This is a genomic window from Streptomyces sp. NPDC006552, assembly GCF_040611655.1.
GTDB lineage: Bacteria > Actinomycetota > Actinomycetes > Streptomycetales > Streptomycetaceae > Streptomyces.
The window spans coordinates 1-17,505 of sequence record NZ_JBEXOS010000100.1; the positions used below are offsets into that span (position 1 = coordinate 1).

The following is a 17,505-nucleotide window of genomic DNA, read 5'->3' on the forward strand; positions in this document are numbered from 1 at the left end:
CTCGCGCAGTTCCCCGCGCCCCTGAGATGCGCACTGCGTGCGCCATCTCATCGGCTCCGGAGGCAGCACGCAGTGCGCCTCCAGGGGCGCGGGGAACTGCGCGACCAGCCCCCACCGGGCCCGCAGCCAAAGAACTGCCCTTAAGGGGCGCGGGGAACTGCGCGAGAAGCCCCACCGGGCCCGCAGACAAAAAACCGCCCCTTCAGGGGCGCGGGGAACTGCGCGGCCAGCCCCCGCCGGGCCCGTGGGCCGGTAAGCAGAGGCGGGGTGTCACTGTGACAGCGCGCCGTCCACCAGTGCCGTCCACTCCGCCACAACCCGCTCCCGCCGCGCCCCGTCATCCGTCAGAAGATGGGCAAGCCCAAGCCCCCGCCCCATATCGAGCAACCCCTGCACAACCTCCCGCACCCCGGGCACAGACTCATCCGCGTCGAGCAGCCGCACAGCGATCCGGTGGGTCTCGCGGCCCACCCGGGCCTCCAGCTCCGCGACCCGCTCACCGAGTGCCGGCTCGTTCGAGGCGGCGACCCACAGGTGGAGCGCGGCCCGGAACAGCGGGCCGGTGTAGAGGTCGACCAGGGCCGCCACGGCCTGCGCCCGGCCCTGCGGACGCAACCCGCGCAGGGCCGTGGACCGTTCCTCGGCGACGTACTCGACGGCCGCGGTGAACAGGTCCTCCCGGGTCGGGAAGTGGTGCTGGGCCGCGCCCCGCGAGACCCCGGCGTGCTCGGCCACGACGGAGACCGTGGAGCCGGACCAGCCGTGCGCGGCGAGGCACGCCACGGCCGACTCCAGGAGCTTGCGCCGGGTGGCGCGTGAACGGTCCTGTTTCGGTGGGGTCACCACACCCATGCGGGGTCCCGTCGTTCGAGGAAGGCGGTCATCCCTTCGCGGGCCTCGCTGGAGCCGAACAGCCGCGCCGTCAGCGCCGTCAGCGCCCCCGCGTCCCGGTCGAAGGCTTCCAGGACCTTAACCGTCAGCAGCGCCTTCGTCTCGGCCAGGCCCTGCGGGGACGCCCGGCGCAGCCCGTCGAGGACCGGCGCGAGGGCGTCGTCCGCGTCCGGCCCGGCCACCGTCACCAGGCCGATCCGCGCCGCCTCCGCCGCGTCGAACCGCTCTCCCGTCAGGTAGTAGCGGGCCACCGCGCGCGGATCGAGGCGGGGCAGCAGCGGCAGCGAGATCACCGCGGGGGCGACCCCGATACGTACCTCGGTGAAGGCGAACGAGGAGGCCGCGGAGGCCACCGCGATGTCGCAGGCGCCGAGGAGTCCGAGGCCGCCCGCGCGGACGTGCCCGTCGACCCGGGCGACGACCGGCTTGGGGAGGCGCACGATCAGGCGCAGCAGGTCCACCAGCGCGTCCGGGTCCGGCGGGTCGCGCAGGTCGGCGCCGGCGCAGAAGGTGGTGCCGGTGTGGGTGAGGACGACGGCGCGCACGCCGGGGTCCTTCCCGGCCGCCGCGAGCCGGTCGGCGAGTTCGCCGACGAGCGCCGAGGACAGGGCGTTGCGGCGGGCGGGCGAGTCGAGCGTGAGGGTGGTCAGGCCGCGCGCGGCGGCGACGTGCACGAGGTTCCCGGGCGGCATCAGCTCTCCCTCAGTTCGCGGCGCAGGATCTTCCCCGACGCCGCACGCGGCACCGCGTCGACGAACGCCACCCGGCGGACCTTCTTGTACGGGGCGACGTGCCCGGCGACGTACGCCGTCACGGCCTCGGCGGTCAGCTCCGGGTCGGCGCGGACGACGAACGCCTTCGGGATCTCGTTGCCGTCGTCGTCGGGGACGCCGATGACGGCGGCGTCGGCGATGCCGTCGTGGGTGAGCAGCAGCGCCTCCAGTTCGGCGGGGGCGACCTGGAACCCCTTGTACTTGATGAGTTCCTTGACCCGGTCGACGACGAACAGCCAGCCGTCGGCGTCCACCCGGCCGACGTCCCCGGTGTGCAGCCAGCCGTCGGCGTCGATCATGGCGCGGGTGGCGTCGGGGCGGCCGAGGTAGCCCTTCATGACCTGGGGGCCGCGGACGAGGATCTCGCCGCTCTCGCCGGGCGCCGCGTCCCGCGCCGGGTCGTCCAGGCGGACCAGCCGCATCTCGGTGGCGGCGATGAGTCTGCCGACGGTGCCGGGCGGGGCGTCCCGGGCGGCGAGGGGGACGACGTGGGTGCCGGGCGAGAGTTCCGTCATGCCGTAGGCCTGGCCGACGGGCGGCAGGCCGAGCCGGCGCGAGCAGGCCTGGGCGAGTTCGGCGTCCAGGGGCGCCGCCGCGCTGATGACGTACGCCAGCGACGAGAGGTCGTACCCCGCGACGGCCGGGTGCTTGGCGAGGGCGAGGACGATCGGCGGGGCCACGTACAGGGCGTTGATGCGGTGTTTCTCGATCGCGGCGAGGAACGTGTCGAGGTCGAAGCGGGGCAGGACGACGACGGTCGCGCCTTGCCGCAGGGGGGCGTTCATCAGCGCTGTCAGGCCGTAGATGTGGAAGAAGGGCAGGACGGCGAGGATGCGGTCGCCGGGGCCCATCGGGATGAGGGGCTCCAGTTGGGAGAGGTTGGTGGCGATGTTGCGGTGGGTGAGCATGACGCCTTTGGGGACGCCGGTGGTGCCCGAGGAGTAGGGCAGCGCGGCCACGTCCTCGGCCGGGTCGAAGGCGATGTCCGGTACGGGGGCGTCCGTGCCCAGCATGTCGAGCAGCGAGCGGTGGCCGCTCTCCCCCGCCGGGTCGCAGACGAGGATCTCCCGTACCCCGCCCGCGCGTTCGGCGGCGGCGCGGGCCGCCGGGAGCAGCGGGGTGACGGTGACGATCCAGCGCGCGGCCGAGTCCCGCAGCTGCTTGGCGAACTCCTCGGGGGTCGCGAGCGGGTGCACGGTCGTCACGGAGGCGCCCGCGCGCGTGGCGCCGTAGAACGCGACCGGGTAGGCGATCGTGTTGGGACTGTGCAGGGCGACGACGTCGCCCTTGCGGACCCCGGTGGCGGCCAGTCCGGCGGCCACGGCGCGGTGGAACCCGTCGAGCTGCGCGTAGCTGAGCGTCGTGCCGGCGACCCCGTCGACGAGGGCGGGGGTGTCGCCGCGGGCGGCGGCGCCGCCCAGCACGGCGTCGTGGATGGGCTGGTCGACGACGGCGACGTCGTCGTAGTCGCTCCGGTACACCATGCTGGACTCCTCGTCGGTGAGGCGGAAGACAGGCAGGGGTCGCGCTCAGTACGACTTCGGCAGTCCCAGGCTCTGGTGGGAGACGTAGTTGAGGATCATCTCGCGGCTCACCGGCGCGATACGGGCCACGCGGGAGGCGGTGACGAGCGAGGCGAGGCCGAACTCGCGGGTGAGGCCGTTGCCGCCGAGGGTGTGTACGGACTGGTCGACGGCGCGGACGCACGCCTCGGCGGCGGCGTACTTGGCCATGTTGGCGGCCTCGCCCGCGCCGGCGTCGTCGCCCGCGTCGTAGAGCCGGGCCGCTTTCTGCATCATGAGGCGGGCCAGTTCCAGTTCGATGTGGACCTGGGCCAGGGGGTGGGCGATGGCCTGATGGGCGCCGATGGGGTCGCGCCACACGGTGCGTTCGCGGGCGTACGCGACGGCGCGGCGCAGCGCGTAGCGGCCCATGCCGATGGCGAAGGCGGCGGTCATCACGCGCTCGGGGTTGAGCCCGGCGAAGAGCTGGAGCAGGCCCGCGTCCTCGTCGCCCACGAGCGCCCCGGCGGGCAGCCGCACCTCGTCCAGGGTCAGTTCGAACTGCTTCTCCGCGGCGTGCAGCTCCATGTCGATCTGCCGTCGGCCGAAGCCCGGGGTCTCGCGGTCGACGATGAACAGGCAGGGCTTGAGCTTCCCGGTGCGGGCGTCGGAGGTGCGGCCCACGATGAGGGTGGCGTCGGCGATGTCGACGCCGGAGACGAAGACCTTCCGGCCGGTCAGGACCCAGGAGCCGTCGTCTTCCCTGCGGGCGGTGGTGGTGATGCGGTGCGAGTTCGATCCGGCGTCGGGTTCGGTGATGCCGAACGCCATGGTGCGGCTGCCGTCGGCGAGCCCGGGCAGCCAGGCCCGTTTCTGCTCCTCGGTGCCGAAGCGGGCGATCACGGTGCCGCAGATCGCGGGCGAGACGACCATCATGAGCAGCGGGGATCCGGCCGCGCCCAACTCCTCCAGGACAATGGAGAGTTCAGCGATGCCGCCGCCTCCGCCGCCGTACTCCTCGGGGAGGTTGACGCCGAGATAGCCGAGCTTGGCGGCCTCGGCCCACAGCTCCTCGGGGTGACCGCCCGCGGCGGTGACCCGGGTCAGGTACTCCCGCCCGAACCGCCCGCCCAGTGCGGCGACGGCGGCGCGCAGCGCCCGGTGCTCTTCGGTTTCCAGGACGGTGCCGACAGTGCTCATGCGGACGATTCCTCCACGGCTGGGGTGGCGGGGGTGGCTGGTGCGGTGGGGGTGGCATGTGCTGCGGGGGTGGCTGGTGCGGCGGGGACGGTTGATGCTGCGGTGCCGGCTGACGCTTCGGCGCTGGCTGGCGCGGAGGGGATGGCTGGCGCTTCGGCGCTGGCTGGCGCGGAGGGGATGGCTGGCGCTACGGGGGTGGCTGATGCGGTGGGGGTGGCTGATGCTGCGGTGCCAACTGGCGCTTCGGTGTCGGCTGGTGCTTCCGTGCCGGCTGACGCTTCGGTGCCGACTGGCCCTGCCGTGCCGACTGGCCCTTCGGTGCCGGCCGGTGCTGCGGCGCCAACTGGCGCTTCGGTGCCGGCTGACGCTTCGGCGCTGGCCGGCGCCTCAGCGGCGACCGGCGCTCCAGTGCCGACCGGCGCTCCAGTACTGGCCGGCGCTTCAGTGCCAGCCACGTCGACGTCGGCCGCTTCGACGACGGCCAGCAAGGACCCCACCTCCACCTGGCGCCCGACGGCGGCATGCAGCGCGGTTAGCGTGCCGGTGGCGGGAGCGGTGATCCGGTGCTCCATCTTCATCGCCTCCAGCCAGATCAGCGGCTGCCCGGCGGTGACGGTGGCGCCCTCCGCCAACCCGCCGGCGACGCGGACGACGGTGCCGGGCATCGGCGCGAGCAGGGAGCCGGGGGCGCGCTGCTCGCTGGGGTCGGTGAAGCGCGGCAGGGCGGTGAGGGCGGCGCCGTTCACGTGGACCCGGTCGCCGTAGACCGCGATGGCGTACTTGCGCTGCACTCCGCCGGTTTCGAGGACGACGCGGTCCGGGGCGGCGTGCACGACGCGGACCCCGTCGGCTTCGAGGCCGCCGCGGGTGTGCCGGTAGCGGACCTCGTGCTCGGCGCCGTCCGGTTCGCCGCGGTAGCGCTTGGTCTGCGGCTGGGAGGGCACGTTGCGGAAACCGCCGAACCGGTGGCCGCGGGCGCTCGCGAGGGCGGCGGCGAGCGGCGCGTACGGGTCGGGTTCGGGGGCCGTGAGGGCGGCGAGGTGACGCTCGTAGAAGCCGGTGTCCATGCGGGCATCCCGGAACTCGGGGTGGCGCAGGGAGCGGACGAGCAGGTCGCGGTTGGTCACCGGGCCGTGCACCGCGGCGCGCTCCAGGGCCCCGGCGAGGGCGCGGACGGCGGCGGCGCGGGTGGGGGCGTGGGCGACCACCTTGGCGAGCATGGCGTCGTAGTGCACGCCGACGGGGTCGCCGTCGCCGTACCCGGTGTCGAGCCGCACGCCCGCCGGGACGGAGAGCCGGTGCAGGGTGCCGGTCTGCGGGGCGAATCCGGCGGCCGGGTCCTCGGCGTACAGGCGGGCCTCGACGGCGTGCCCGTGCGGGGCGGGCGGCTCCTCGCCGAGCGCCTCGCCCTCGGCGATCCGTAGTTGCAGCGCCACCAGGTCGAGGCCGAACACGGCCTCGGTCACCGGGTGTTCGACCTGGAGGCGGGTGTTCATCTCCAGGAAGTGCGCGCTCTCCCCCGCGACGAGGAACTCCACGGTCCCCGCGCCCACGTACCCGGTGGCCCGCACGGCCCGCTCGGCGGACGCGTACATCGAGGCGGTGAGGCCGTCCGTGAGGCCGGGCGCGGGCGCCTCCTCGATCACCTTCTGGTGCCGGCGCTGGAGCGAGCAGTCGCGTGTCCCCAGCATCCACACGGTGCCGTGCGTGTCCGCCAGCACCTGCACCTCGACGTGGCGGCCGCCTTCGAGGTACGGCTCGACGAACACCTCCCCGTCCCCGAACGCGGCGAGCGCCTCGGCCCGCGCCGCCGCCAACTCACTCTCCAGCGCGCCCAGTTCGCGTACGACACGCATGCCACGCCCCCCGCCGCCCGCCGCGGCCTTCACCAGGACCGGCAGGTCGGCCGCGGTGACCTCGCCGAGCGGCGCGAGGCCCATCAGCTCCTTGGCGCGCGTCTTGGACGCCATCGCCTCGATGGCGTCCGGCGGCGGGCCGATCCACACGAGCCCGGCGTCGGTGACGGCCCGCGCGAACGCGGCGTTCTCGGAGAGGAAGCCGTAGCCGGGGTGGACGGCGTCGGCGCCCGCGTCCAGGGCGGCCCGCACGATCAGGTCGGCGCGGAGGTAGGTCTCGGCGGGGGTGGCGCCGGGGAGCCGGACGGCGAGGTCGGCCGCGCGGACGTGCAGCGCGCCCGCGTCCGGGTCGGAGTGCACGGCGACCGTGCGGATGCCCAGGTCGCGGCAGGTGCGGAAGACGCGGCAGGCGATCTCGCCGCGGTTGGCCACAAGAACACTGGTGATCATCGGGCTCACCTCCATCGGGGTCACATCCGGAAGACGCCGAAGCCGCCGCGGGCGCCCTCGTACGGTGCGGTGTGCAGGGCGGACAGGCAGATGCCGAGGACCGTGCGGGTGGCGCGCGGGTCGATGACCCCGTCGTCGTAGAGCCGCCCGGACAGGAACATCGGCAGTGACTCCGCCTCGATCTGCTGCTCCACCATGGCGCGCAGCGCGGCGTCCGCGTCGTCGTCGTAGGGCTGCCCCTTGGCGGCGGCGGACTGCCGGGCGACGATCGACAGCACGCCCGCGAGCTGCTGCGGCCCCATGACGGCGGATTTGGCGCTGGGCCAGGCGAAGAGGAAGCGCGGGTCGTAGGCGCGCCCGCACATGCCGTAGTGCCCGGCGCCGTACGAGGCGCCCATCAGGACCGACAGGTGCGGGACGCGGCTGTTGCTGACGGCGTTGATCATCATGGCGCCGTGTTTGATGATGCCGCCCTGCTCGTACTCCTTGCCGACCATGTAGCCGGTGGTGTTGTGCAGGAACAGCAGCGGGATGGAGCGCTGGTTGGCGAGCTGGATGAACTGCGCGGCCTTCTGCGACTCGGCGCTGAAGAGGACGCCCTGCGCGTTGGCGAGGATGCCGACGGGGTAGCCGTGCAGGGTCGCCCAGCCGGTCACCAGGCTCGTCCCGTACAGCGGCTTGAACGCGTCGAAGTCGGAGCCGTCCACGATCCGGGCGATGACCTCGCGCGGGTCGAACGGCGTCTTCAGGTCCTCGGGCACGATCCCGAGCAGCTCCTCGGCGTCGTACTTCGGTTCCTCGGCCGGGGCCGGATCGGCGTACGCCTTGCGGTGGTTGAGCCGGGCGACGACGCGCCGGGCCTGGCGGATCGCGTCCTGCTCGTCGACGGCGAAGTGGTCGGCGAGGCCGGAGACGCGGGCGTGCATCGCGGCGCCGCCGAGCGACTCGTCGTCGCTCTCCTCACCGGTCGCCATCTTCACCAGCGGCGGCCCGCCGAGGAAGACCTTGGCCTTCTCCTTCACCATGATCACGTGGTCGGACATGCCGGGGATGTAGGCGCCGCCGGCCGTGGAGTTGCCGAAGACGACGGCGACGGTGGGGATCCCGGCCGCCGACAGGCGGGTGAGGTCGCGGAAGATCGCGCCGCCCGGGATGAAGATCTCCTTCTGCGAGGGCAGGTCGGCGCCGCCGGACTCGACGAGCGAGACGCACGGCAGCCGGTTGGCGAAGGCGATCTCGTTCGCCCGCAGGGCCTTTTTCAGGGACCACGGGTTGCTGGCGCCGCCGCGCACGGTCGGGTCGTTGGCGGTGATCAGGCACTCGACGCCCTCGACCACGCCGATCCCGGTGACCAGCGAGGCGCCCACCGTGTAGTCGCTGCCCCAGGCGGCGAGCGGCGACAGCTCCAGGAACGGCGTGTCCGGGTCGAGGAGCAGCTCGATCCGCTCGCGGGCGAGGAGTTTGCCGCGCCCGCGGTGCCGCTGAACGTACTTCTCGCCGCCGCCCGCCAGCGCCTTCGCGTGCTCGGCGTCGAGCGCGGCGAGCTTGTCGAGCAGCGCCGCGCGGTGAGCGGCGTAGGTGGCGGAGCTTGTGTCCAGGGCGCTGGCCAGGACGGTCACAGCAGGGCCTCCGGGAGGTCGAGGTGGCGGGAGCGCAGCCATTCGCCGAGCCCCTTGGCCTGCGGGTCGAAGCGGGCCTGCGCGGCGACGCCCTCGCCGAGGAGGCCCTCGACGGTGAAGTTCAGAGCGCGCAGGTGCGGCAGGACGTGCCGGGTGACGGCCAGCCCGGCGGTCTCCGGCAGGAGGCGGCGCAGGGTGTCGACGGTGAGGGTGTGGGCCAGCCACGGCCAGGCGTCCGCGCGCAGGGCCCAGAGGCCGATATTGGCGTCGCCGCCTTTGTCGCCGCTGCGGGCGCCGGCGAGCAGGCCGAGCGGCGCGCGGCGGGTGGGCCCGGCGGGCGGCGGCGGGGGCAGCTCGGGCGGGTCGACGGGGGCCAGGGCCCGGGTGGTGCCGGGGTGCGGCGGCACGGCGCGGCGCTCGCCGTCCGGCAGCACGGCGACGTGCGGCACGGACTCGCGGGCGACGTACGCGGCCTCGAAGACGCCGTACGGGGAGCCCTTGCCGGGCGGCGCGGTGACGTGGAAGCCGGGGTAGGAGCCGAGGGCCAGCTCGACGGCGGCCCCGCTCAGCGCGCGCCCGACCGCGTCCTGGCCCGGGTCGCGCACGACGAGCCGCAGCAGGGCGCTGGCGGTCTCCTCGGTGGCGGCGTCGGCGCGGTCGGTGCGGGCCAGCTCCCACCGCACGTGTGCGGGGCGGGACTTGGCGGCGCCGAGCGCGTCCTCCATCTGCCGCCGTACGAGGGCGGCCTTGGCCTCGATGTCGAGCCCGGTGAGCACGAAGACGACCTCGCCCCGGAAGCCGCCGAGCCGGTTCAGGCCGACTTTCAGGGTGGGCGGCGGCGCCTCTCCGCGGACCCCGTGGACGCGGACCCGGTCGGGCCCGTCCTGGGTGAGGCGGACGGTGTCGAGGCGGACGGTGACGTCGGGTCCGGCGTACCGGGCGCCCTGGGTCTCGTAGAGCAGCTGGGCGGTGACGGTGCCGGTGGAGACGAGGCCGCCGGTGCCGGGGTGTTTGCCGATGACGGCGGTCCCGTCCTCATGGATCTCGGCGAGCGGGAACCCGGGCCGGCTCAACTTCTCCGCGTGCGCGGCGAACTGGGAGTAGTTGCCGCCGGTCGCCTGGGTCCCGCACTCCAGGACGTGCCCGGCGACGACGGCCCCGGCGAGCCGGTCGTACGCGTCGGGGGCCCAGCCGAAGTGCCAGGCGGCGGGCCCGCTGACCAGGGCGGCGTCGGTGACACGGCCGGTGACGACGATGTCGGCGCCCGCGTCCAGGCAGGCGGCGATCCCGGCGCCGCCGAGGTAGGCGTGGGCGGTGAGGGCGCTGGGGAAGCGCCCGGTGCCGAGCAGGTCGTCGCCCTCGACGTGGGCGACCCGCGCCGGGACACCGAGCCGGTCCGCCAACTCCCGTACGGCGGCGGCGAGTCCGGCCGGGTTGAGCCCGCCCGCGTTGGCGACGATCCGCACCCCGCGTTCGACGGCGAGCCCGAGGCATTCCTCCAGCTGCCGCAGGAACGTCCGCGCGTAGCCGCGGCCCGGGTCCTTCAGCCGGTCGCGGCCGAGGATCAGCATGGTGAGTTCGGCGAGGTAGTCGCCGGTCAGCACATCGAGGGGGCCGTCGGTAAGCATCTCGCGCATCGCGTCGAACCGGTCGCCGTAGAACCCGGAGGCGTTGCCGATCCGCAGCGGCGGCCGGCTCACGCGGCGGGCCCCGGCCGCGCCCCCTTGGGCGGGCGCCCCTGCCCCGGCGGCCCGGCGAAGGCCTGCGCGATGCCGAGCCACCGGTCGGCGTCCGGCCCCTCGGCGCGGACGGCGAGGTCGTCGCGGTGGGCGCGCTGGGTGACGAGGAGGCAGAAGTCCAGGGCGGGCCCGGTGACGCGCTGGGCGGCGTCCTCGGGCCCGTAGCTCCACAACGACCCGTCCGGGGCTCCGAGTTCGACCCGGAACTCCTCGCCCGGCACGGGCAGCCCGTGCGCGGCGTAGGCGAAGTCCCGGGCGCGGACCCCGATCCGGGCGACGTGCCGCAGCCGGCCGGTGGGCGGTCGCGCGACCCCGAGCGCCTCGGCGACGTCCTCCCCGTGGGCCCACGTCTCCATCAGCCGGCCCGTGGCCATGGACGCGGCGGACATGGGCGGCCCGTACCAGGGGAACTTCGCCTTCGACGCCGCCGCGGCCCGCAGCACCTTCTGCAACTCCTCGCGCCCCTCCCGCCAGCGGGCCAGCAGGACCGCGGGCTCCTGGGCGGCGCCCTCATCGGCCCCGTCGTCCACGAACGACTCCGGCGCGGCGAGCGCCTTGGCGACCTCCCCGGCGAACGCGTCCGGGTCACCCATCGCGAGCAGCGCGGCCCGGTCGGTCCAGGCGAGGTGGGCGATCTGATGGGCGACGGTCCAGCGCGGGGCGGGTGTCGGTGTGCCCCACCGCTCGGGCGGCAAGGCCGCCACCAGCGCGTCGAGTTGCAGACTCTCGTCCCGCAAGTCATCGAATACGGCCGGCGTTTCGGACACGGGGCGCTCCCTAAGGGCACGGCGGTGTGCGGCGTGCCAGGAGCATGGCAGCGGCCCCGGAAACAATCAAGCGTGCTTGCATGGAAAGTTTCCCTCACTCAGACGCACCCGAGTCGCTACTGTCTGCAACGAACCAACAGGAACGGGGTGCCCCACATGCCCAACGTCCGCCCGCTGGACCCCAGCGCCTCCCCACTCGACTTCTACGGTTCCGAACTGCGCCGCCTGCGCGAGGACGCGGGTCTCAGCCAGGAGCAGTTGGGCACCTGCATCTTCTGTACGGGCTCACTCGTGGGCCAGATCGAGACGACGAAGCGCATCCCGACCCGGGACTTCAGCGAGCGGGCGGACGCGGCGCTCGGCACGGGCGGCCTCTTCTCGCGCCTGCTGGGGCTGGTGCTGCGGAGCCGGTTGCCTACGTGGTTTCAGCCTTATGCGGAGCTGGAGGCGCGAGCGTCTTACATCTCCACGTACCAATGCCAGTTGGTGCACGGGCTGCTCCAGACGGAGGCGTACGCGCGGGCGCTGATCTGCATGAACCACCCCGGGCACGTCGAGGAGCAGGTGGCGGCGCGTATGGAGCGCCAGCGCATCCTGGACCGCGGCGCGCCTCCCGCTCTCTGGGTGGTGCTCTCCGAGGCGGTGCTGCTCCAGGAGGTCGGCGACCCGGAGGTCATGCGGGAACAGCTCGGGCGCCTTGCGGGGTTCGCACGGGATCCCTGGGTGAAGATTCAGGTTCTGCCGTTCACGGTGGGCCAACATGCGGGAATGCTGGGTTCGTTCAATCTGCTGCGCTTCGACGACGATCCTGACCTCTTCTACTCCGAGAGCTACGACCAGGGGCACATGACGGCCAATCCGCAGGCTATAAGGGAGCGTTCGGTCGGTTACGCTCGCTTGCAGGCCTGCGCTCTCGCCCCCGAGGAGTCGGCCCAAATGATCGTTCGTGTCATGGAGGAACGCTATGGACAGGAATCCGATCCCGACGGACGCGCAGTGGCTTAAGTCGTCCTACAGCGGACCCAATGGCGGTGATTGTGTCGAGGTCGCGACGCTGCCCGCAGCCGTGGCGGTCCGCGACTCCAAGAACCTGGACGCGGGACCGTTCCGCGTGGCACCGGACGCCTTCGCTACGTTCGTGGCAGCGGCCTCGCTCGGCCGGGTCTGAACCCGGCGCTGAACCCGACGGAGGAGCGCTATGGGCAGGAATCCGATCCCGACAGACGCGCAGTGGCGTAAGTCGTCGTACAGCGGAACCAACGGCGGCGAGTGCGTCGAGGTCGCGACGCTGCCCGCGGCCGTGGCGGTCCGCGACTCCAAGAACCTGGACGCGGGGCCGTTCCGCGTGGCACCGGACGCCTTCACCGCGTTCGTGGCGGCAGCCGCACGCGGCCGGGTCTGAGACCGCCCCTGCGCATGGTGCCCGCGGTGCTGCTCGCGGGCTTGTCGGCGTGCGGCTGAGTGCCCGCGACCCCGAGGGCAGGACGCCCCACCATGGCTGACGCCAACGTCCGCATCCCCACCGAGGTCCGCGACCGGCTCGCGCAGATCGCGGCCGATACGACCCTCCCGGGGACGACGAGGCCGCCATCGACGCCGGACTCGACCGGCGACTCTCCCAGGCGGGCGCGCCGATCGACCTCACCCCCTGAACCCCGGGTTCCACCGCCTCAGCCCTTTTTTGCCCGTCGCCGCCCCACCTGCGTCCGCACCGCCCCCATGCTCGCCGCGATGACCAGGGTGATCGCCAGCGCCTCCAGCCAGGACAGCGCCTGGCTGAGGACGAGGAAACCGGCGAGCGCCGCGATGGCCGGTTCGAGGCTCATCATCACGGCGAACGTGGACGCGGGCAGGCGTCGCAGGGCGATGAGTTCGAGGGTGTAGGGCAGGACCGAGGAAAGGATCGCGACGGCCGCGCCGAGGCCGATCGTCACCGGGTCCAGGAGCCGGGTCCCGGCCGCGACGACGCCCAGCGGCAGCGAGAGCACCGCGGCGACCGCCATCGCCAGCGCGAGCCCGTCCGCCTGCGGGAAGCGGCGGCCGGTGCGGGCGCTGAAGACGATGTACGCCGCCCACATGCCGCCCGCGGCGAGCGCGCAGCCCACCCCGACCGGGTCCAGGCCGCCCAGCCCGTCCCCCGCGCCGCCGAGCAGGAAGACGCCGCACAGCGCGAGGCCCGCCCACAGGAAGTTCACCGCGCGGCGCGAGGCCAGGACGGAGAGGGCGAGGGGGCCGAGCACCTCGAAGGTGACGGCGAGACCGAGCGGGATACGGGCCGCGGCCTGATAGAAGATCATGTTCATGCCGCCCATGGCGACGCCGAACGCGAGGACCGTGCCCCAGTCCGCGCGCGAGTGCCCGCGCAGCCGCGGCCGGCACACCACCATCAGGACCAGCGCCGCCACCACGAGCCGCAGCGTCACGACGCCGACCGCGCCCGCGCGCGGCATCAGGCTCACCGCGAGCGCGCCGCCGAACTGGACCGACACGCAGCCCGCGAGCACCAGGCCGACCGGGCCGAGGGCCCCGCCGCGGCCCTGCTCCGCGGACGTCGCGCCGTCGCCCGCACTCCCGACGAGGACGGCGGCGTCCGGCACCGGCAGTTGCTGTTCGGTCTGCGAGCCGCTCACTGTGCCTCGCCCCTTTCCTCGTCCTGGAGGGCTACGGCGTCCTGGAGGGCTACGGCCCCTCGTCCATCCGTACACCCCTGCGCGATGTTCATTATGTTGAACTTCGACGTCCACCGTACTGCACTGGGCCCGGCCCGTGAACCGTCACGCTAGAACCGCCGGGCGCGGCCTGTGAAATGCCTTCTGCGCTCCGGTTATGCTCCGCGGACATGAGCCGGGACCGGGATCACACCATCGACCTGCGCCACCTGCGCTGTTTCCTCGCCGTCGCCGAGGAGGGCGGCGTCACCCGCGCCGCGGCCCGGCTCGGCCTGACCCAGCCTGCCGTCTCCCGCACGCTCGCCGCCCTGGAGGGTGCGCTCGGGGTGCGCCTCGTCGACCGCTCCACGCACCACCTCGCCCTCACCCCCGAGGGCGACGCGTTCCGGGAGAAGGCGGCGGCCGCCGTCGCCGCGTTCGAGGACGCGCTCGCCACCGCCCGGGCGGTGCGCAGACCGCTGCGGCTCGGCCACGCCTGGTCCGCGGCGGGCGACTTCACCACACCGCTGCTGCGGCGCTGGCACCAGGAGCACCCGGACGTCCCGCTCGAACTGCTGCGGATCGACGACCGCACGGCCGGGCTCACCCGCGGCGCCGTCGACGTCGCCCTGCTGCGCGGCCCGGTCGACGCGCCCGGCCTGGTCACGGAGGTGCTCCACGAGGAGACCCGGGTGGCCGCGCTCCCTTCCGACAGCCCGCTGGCCCGGCGCGCCTCCCTCACCCTGGCCGACCTGAGCGACCAGGTCATCGCGGTGAACACGGTCTCCGGCACGACCGCGCTCGACCTGTGGCCGCCGTCCGCCCGGCCCTCCACGACGCTGCCGGTCGCCAACACGGACGACTGGCTCGCGGCGATCGCGGCGGACCGGGCGGTCGGCATCACCTCGACCGCCACGGTCCGGATGCACCCGCACCCCGGTGTCACCTACGTCCCCCTCACCGACGCGCCCGCCCTCCCGGTCCACCTGGCCCATCGCGCGGGCCCGGGCCACCCGTCGGTCCCGGCGTTCCTCGCGCTCGCGCACGAGGTGGCGGGCGACTGAGGGCGGGGGTCAGCGGTCCGGCGGGGTGTCCGGGAGGGCGTCCGCCAGGATCTCCGCGAGGTGGCGGGCCCGTACCCCCGCCAGCTGGTCCAGCTGTGTCCGGCACGAGTAGCCGTCCGCCAGGACCAGCGTGTCGTCATCGGCCGCCCGCACCCGGGGCAGCAGCGCCTCCTCCGCGCAGGCCACCGACACCTCGTAGTGCCCCTGCTCGAAGCCGAAGTTGCCCGCGAGCCCGCAGCAGCCGCCGGTCAGTTCACCGTCCAGGCCCGCCCGCTGCCGCAGCCTGCGTTCGGCCGCGTCCCCGAGCACCGCGTGCTGGTGGCAGTGGGTCTGCCCGACGACCGGCCGGCTGATCCGCGGTGGCTCCCAGTGCGGCGCGAACCGCTCCAGCGCCTCGGCGAAGGTGACCACCCGCTCGGCGAGCAGCCGCGCCCGCGGCTCGTCCGCCAGCAGCTCCGGCAGGTCCGAACGGAGCGCCGCCGCGCACGACGGCTCCAGGACGACGACCGGCCGGCCGGCGGCGAGCACCGGCTCCAGCAGGTCCAGGGTGCGGCGCTGCACGGCGCGGGCCCGGTCGAGCTGCCCGGTCGAGACGTACGTCAGCCCGCAGCACACCCGGCCCCGCGCCGGCCCCGTCCGGACCGGCGGCAGCACCACGTCCATCCCGGCCGCCTCCAGGACCCGCACCGCCGCGCGCGCCACCTGCGGCGCCAGGTGGTCGGTGAACGTGTCCGGCCACAGCACCACCACCGTCCCGCCGCCCGAACCCGCCCGGGCCGCCCGCCGCCGGTACCAGTCCCGGCTGAACGTCCCCGCCGGCACCCGCGGAATCGCCCGCTCCGCCGCGATCCCCCCGACCCGCTTGGCCACGGCGGCCAGCACGCCCACCCCGCTCAGCCGGTTGACGACCCCCGCCGTCCGCGTCCGCTCCACCAGACGCAACCAACGCGGCAGCCACCCCAGTGCGTAGTGCGCCCTCGGCCGGCGCCGCCCCGCGTAGTGGTGGTGGAGGAACTCCGCCTTGTACGTGGCCATGTCCACGCCCACCGGGCAGTCGCTGCGGCACCCCTTGCACGACAGGCACAGGTCGAGCGCGTCGCGCACCTCCTCCGACCGCCAGCCGTCGGTGACCACCTCACCGGCGAGCATCTCGTGCAGCAGCCGGGCCCGCCCGCGCGTGGAGTGCGCCTCCTCGCCGGTCGCCCGGAACGAGGGGCACATCACGCCGCCGCCCGAACCCGGCGACGCCGTACGGCACTTGGCGACCCCCACGCAGCGGCGCACCGCGGCCGAGAAGTCCCCGCCGTCGTGCGGGTAACCGAAGACGACGTCCACCGGCTCGCGTGGCAGCACCGCGAACCGCAGGTTCTCGTCGAGCCGCGCGGGCCGCACCAGCACCCCCGGATTGAGCACGTCCGCCGGGTCCCAGACGCCCTTGACCTGCTCGAAGAGGCCGACGAGCCGCTCGCCGTACATCGTCGGCAGCAGCTCCGCGCGCGCCTGCCCGTCCCCGTGCTCCCCGGAGAGCGACCCGCCGTGCGCGACGACCAGCGCGGCCAGTTCCTCGGAGAACCGCCGGAAGCGCCCGATCCCCGCCTCCGTCAACAGATCGAAGTCGATCCGTACGTGGATGCAGCCGTCCCCGAAGTGCCCGTACGGGGTCCCGCGCAGCCCGTGCTCGCGCAGCAGCCCGCGGAACTCCCGCAGGTACGCGCCGAGCCGGGCGGGCGGCACCGCACAGTCCTCCCAGCCGGGCCACGCCTCGCTCCCGTCCGGCATCCGCGTCGCCGTCCCGGCGGCGTCCTCGCGGACCCGCCACAGCGCGCGCTGCCCGGCGGGGTCGCCGACCACCAGCGCGTCGCGCACGTCCGCCGCCCGCACGATCCGCTGCGCGGCGGCCCGCGCCTCGCCCGGCGTCGCGCCGCCGGTCTCCACGAACAGCCACGCGCCGCCGCGCGGCAGCCCCGCGTCCGCCGGTACGAGGTCGGCGGCCATGCCCTCCACGGTCAGCGGGCCCAGCGGCAGCAGGCCCGCGGCGGCTTCCGCGGCCGCGCTCTCGTCGGCGTAGGCGAGCACCGCGAGGGCCGTCGCGCGGGGCGCCTCGACGAGTTTCACGGTCGCCTCGGTGACGACGCCGAGGGTGCCCTCGGTGCCGCAGAAGAAGCGGGCCAGGTCGGTGCCGTGCTCGGGCAGCAGCGCGTCGACGGCGTACCCGGAGATCCGCCGCGCCAGCCCGGCGAACGGCGCGAACCCCGTCCTGATCGCCGCCCGCTCCCGCTCCACGAGGGCCCGCAGCCCGTCCGGCGCGCCGTCCCAGCCCGTGCCGAGCCGGTACGTCGCCCCGCCCGGGCCCGCGACGCTCAGCGCGGTCACGCTGTCGGCGGTCGTCCCCCAGGCGACGGAGTGGGAGCCGCACGAGTTGTTGCCGATCATCCCGCCGAGGGTGCAGCGGCTGTGCGTGGAGGGGTCGGGGCCGAACCGCAGCCCGTGCGGGGTGGCTGCCGCCTGGAGCCGGTCCAGGACGAGGCCGGGCTGGACGGTGGCCGTGCGGGTGGCCGGGTCCAGGTCGAGGAGGCGGTTCATGTGGCGGGTGAGGTCGAGGACGACGCCGGTGCCGGTGGCCTGGCCGGCGATGGAGGTGCCTGCGCCTCGGGCTACGACGGGTACGTTGTGCTCCGCGCAGAGGGTGAGGGTGGCCTGGACGTCCTCTGCGTCCATGGGGGCGACCACGCCCCGCGGGACCCTCCGGTAGTTGGACGCGTCCATGGTGTGCAGGGCCCGGGCCCTGACCCCGAAATCGACGTCGCCCCGGACGACGCCCCGCAATTCCTCACCAATGTCATCTGCCACACCCCCAGCATGGCGCCCCGCGCCCCGACCCAGTACCTCGTCCGCAACCCGGTGGGGCTTCTCGCGCAGCTCCCCGCGCCCCTGAAGGGGCGCCCGATGAGATGGCGCACGCAGTGCGCATCTCAGGGGCGCGGGGAACTGCGCGA

13 protein-coding genes and 1 pseudogene are annotated in these 17,505 nt (G+C 74.3%); 4 read left to right on the forward strand and 10 right to left on the reverse strand.

Annotated features, from left to right (window positions below; all coding sequences use genetic code 11):
- Nucleotides 1–270: 270 nt before the first annotated feature.
- The 8 genes and pseudogenes from ABZY33_RS33955 to ABZY33_RS33990 form a co-directional block, all read right to left on the reverse strand.
- Complete coding sequence (locus ABZY33_RS33955) at nt 271–852, reverse strand: TetR/AcrR family transcriptional regulator (RefSeq protein ID WP_356495567.1); 582 nt, start codon at nt 850–852, stop codon at nt 271–273.
- Nucleotides 840–1,583, reverse strand: a complete 744-nt coding sequence (locus ABZY33_RS33960; RefSeq protein ID WP_356495568.1) for an enoyl-CoA hydratase family protein — start codon at nt 1,581–1,583, stop codon at nt 840–842. Before ABZY33_RS33960 ends, ABZY33_RS33955 begins: the two co-directional genes overlap by 13 nt.
- A complete protein-coding gene (locus ABZY33_RS33965) occupies nt 1,583–3,148 on the reverse strand; it encodes a 4-coumarate--CoA ligase family protein (RefSeq protein ID WP_356495569.1) in 1,566 nt (521 codons plus the stop codon). The genes ABZY33_RS33960 and ABZY33_RS33965 overlap by 1 nt, the downstream gene beginning before the upstream one ends.
- Before the next feature lie 45 nt (nt 3,149–3,193).
- Nucleotides 3,194–4,366, reverse strand: coding sequence for an acyl-CoA dehydrogenase family protein (locus ABZY33_RS33970; RefSeq protein WP_356495570.1), 1,173 nt, complete (start codon nt 4,364–4,366; stop codon nt 3,194–3,196).
- A 467-nt stretch (nt 4,367–4,833) separates the two neighbouring features.
- Nucleotides 4,834–6,672, reverse strand: a pseudogene (locus ABZY33_RS33975) (biotin carboxylase N-terminal domain-containing protein); the annotation flags it as partial.
- A gap of 20 nt (nt 6,673–6,692) precedes the next feature.
- Nucleotides 6,693–8,291, reverse strand: coding sequence for a carboxyl transferase domain-containing protein (locus tag ABZY33_RS33980; protein WP_356495571.1), 1,599 nt, complete (start codon nt 8,289–8,291; stop codon nt 6,693–6,695).
- Complete coding sequence (locus tag ABZY33_RS33985; protein ID WP_356495572.1) at nt 8,288–9,991, reverse strand: acyclic terpene utilization AtuA family protein; 1,704 nt, start codon at nt 9,989–9,991, stop codon at nt 8,288–8,290. The genes ABZY33_RS33980 and ABZY33_RS33985 overlap by 4 nt, the downstream gene beginning before the upstream one ends.
- Entirely contained in the window at nt 9,988–10,797 is an 810-nt protein-coding gene (locus ABZY33_RS33990; protein WP_356495573.1) for a TIGR03084 family metal-binding protein, read from the reverse strand. Before ABZY33_RS33990 ends, ABZY33_RS33985 begins: the two co-directional genes overlap by 4 nt.
- Before the next feature lie 156 nt (nt 10,798–10,953).
- On the opposite strand from ABZY33_RS33990, the gene ABZY33_RS33995 reads away from it, so the two are divergent.
- Genes ABZY33_RS33995 through ABZY33_RS34005 form a run of 3 tightly spaced genes read left to right on the forward strand, consistent with a single transcriptional unit; the run spans nt 10,954 to nt 12,199 of the window.
- Nucleotides 10,954–11,802, forward strand: a complete 849-nt coding sequence (locus tag ABZY33_RS33995; protein ID WP_356495574.1) for a helix-turn-helix transcriptional regulator — start codon at nt 10,954–10,956, stop codon at nt 11,800–11,802.
- Nucleotides 11,762–11,965: a DUF397 domain-containing protein gene (locus tag ABZY33_RS34000; RefSeq protein WP_356495575.1), complete on the forward strand. Its 204-nt coding sequence runs from the start codon at nt 11,762–11,764 to the stop codon at nt 11,963–11,965. The genes ABZY33_RS33995 and ABZY33_RS34000 overlap by 41 nt, the downstream gene beginning before the upstream one ends.
- 30 nt (nt 11,966–11,995) lie before the next feature.
- Nucleotides 11,996–12,199, forward strand: a complete 204-nt coding sequence (locus tag ABZY33_RS34005) for a DUF397 domain-containing protein (RefSeq protein ID WP_356495576.1) — start codon at nt 11,996–11,998, stop codon at nt 12,197–12,199.
- A gap of 268 nt (nt 12,200–12,467) precedes the next feature.
- On the opposite strand, the gene ABZY33_RS34010 is transcribed toward ABZY33_RS34005, so the two are convergent.
- The gene (locus tag ABZY33_RS34010) at nt 12,468–13,394 is read right to left on the reverse strand and encodes an EamA family transporter (protein ID WP_356495578.1); all 927 of its coding nucleotides are present in this window, start codon (nt 13,392–13,394) and stop codon (nt 12,468–12,470) included.
- 242 nt (nt 13,395–13,636) lie between these two features.
- On the opposite strand from ABZY33_RS34010, the gene ABZY33_RS34015 reads away from it, so the two are divergent.
- Nucleotides 13,637–14,509 (forward strand): LysR family transcriptional regulator, encoded by an 873-nt coding sequence (locus tag ABZY33_RS34015; protein WP_356495577.1) that lies wholly within the window; start codon nt 13,637–13,639, stop codon nt 14,507–14,509.
- A gap of 9 nt (nt 14,510–14,518) precedes the next feature.
- Here the strand turns inward: ABZY33_RS34015 and ABZY33_RS34020 are convergent, their stop codons facing one another.
- On the reverse strand, nt 14,519–17,275 hold the full coding sequence (locus ABZY33_RS34020) for an FAD-binding and (Fe-S)-binding domain-containing protein (RefSeq protein WP_356495579.1): 2,757 nt from the start codon (nt 17,273–17,275) through the stop codon (nt 14,519–14,521).
- Between the last annotated feature and the right edge of the window lie 230 nt (nt 17,276–17,505).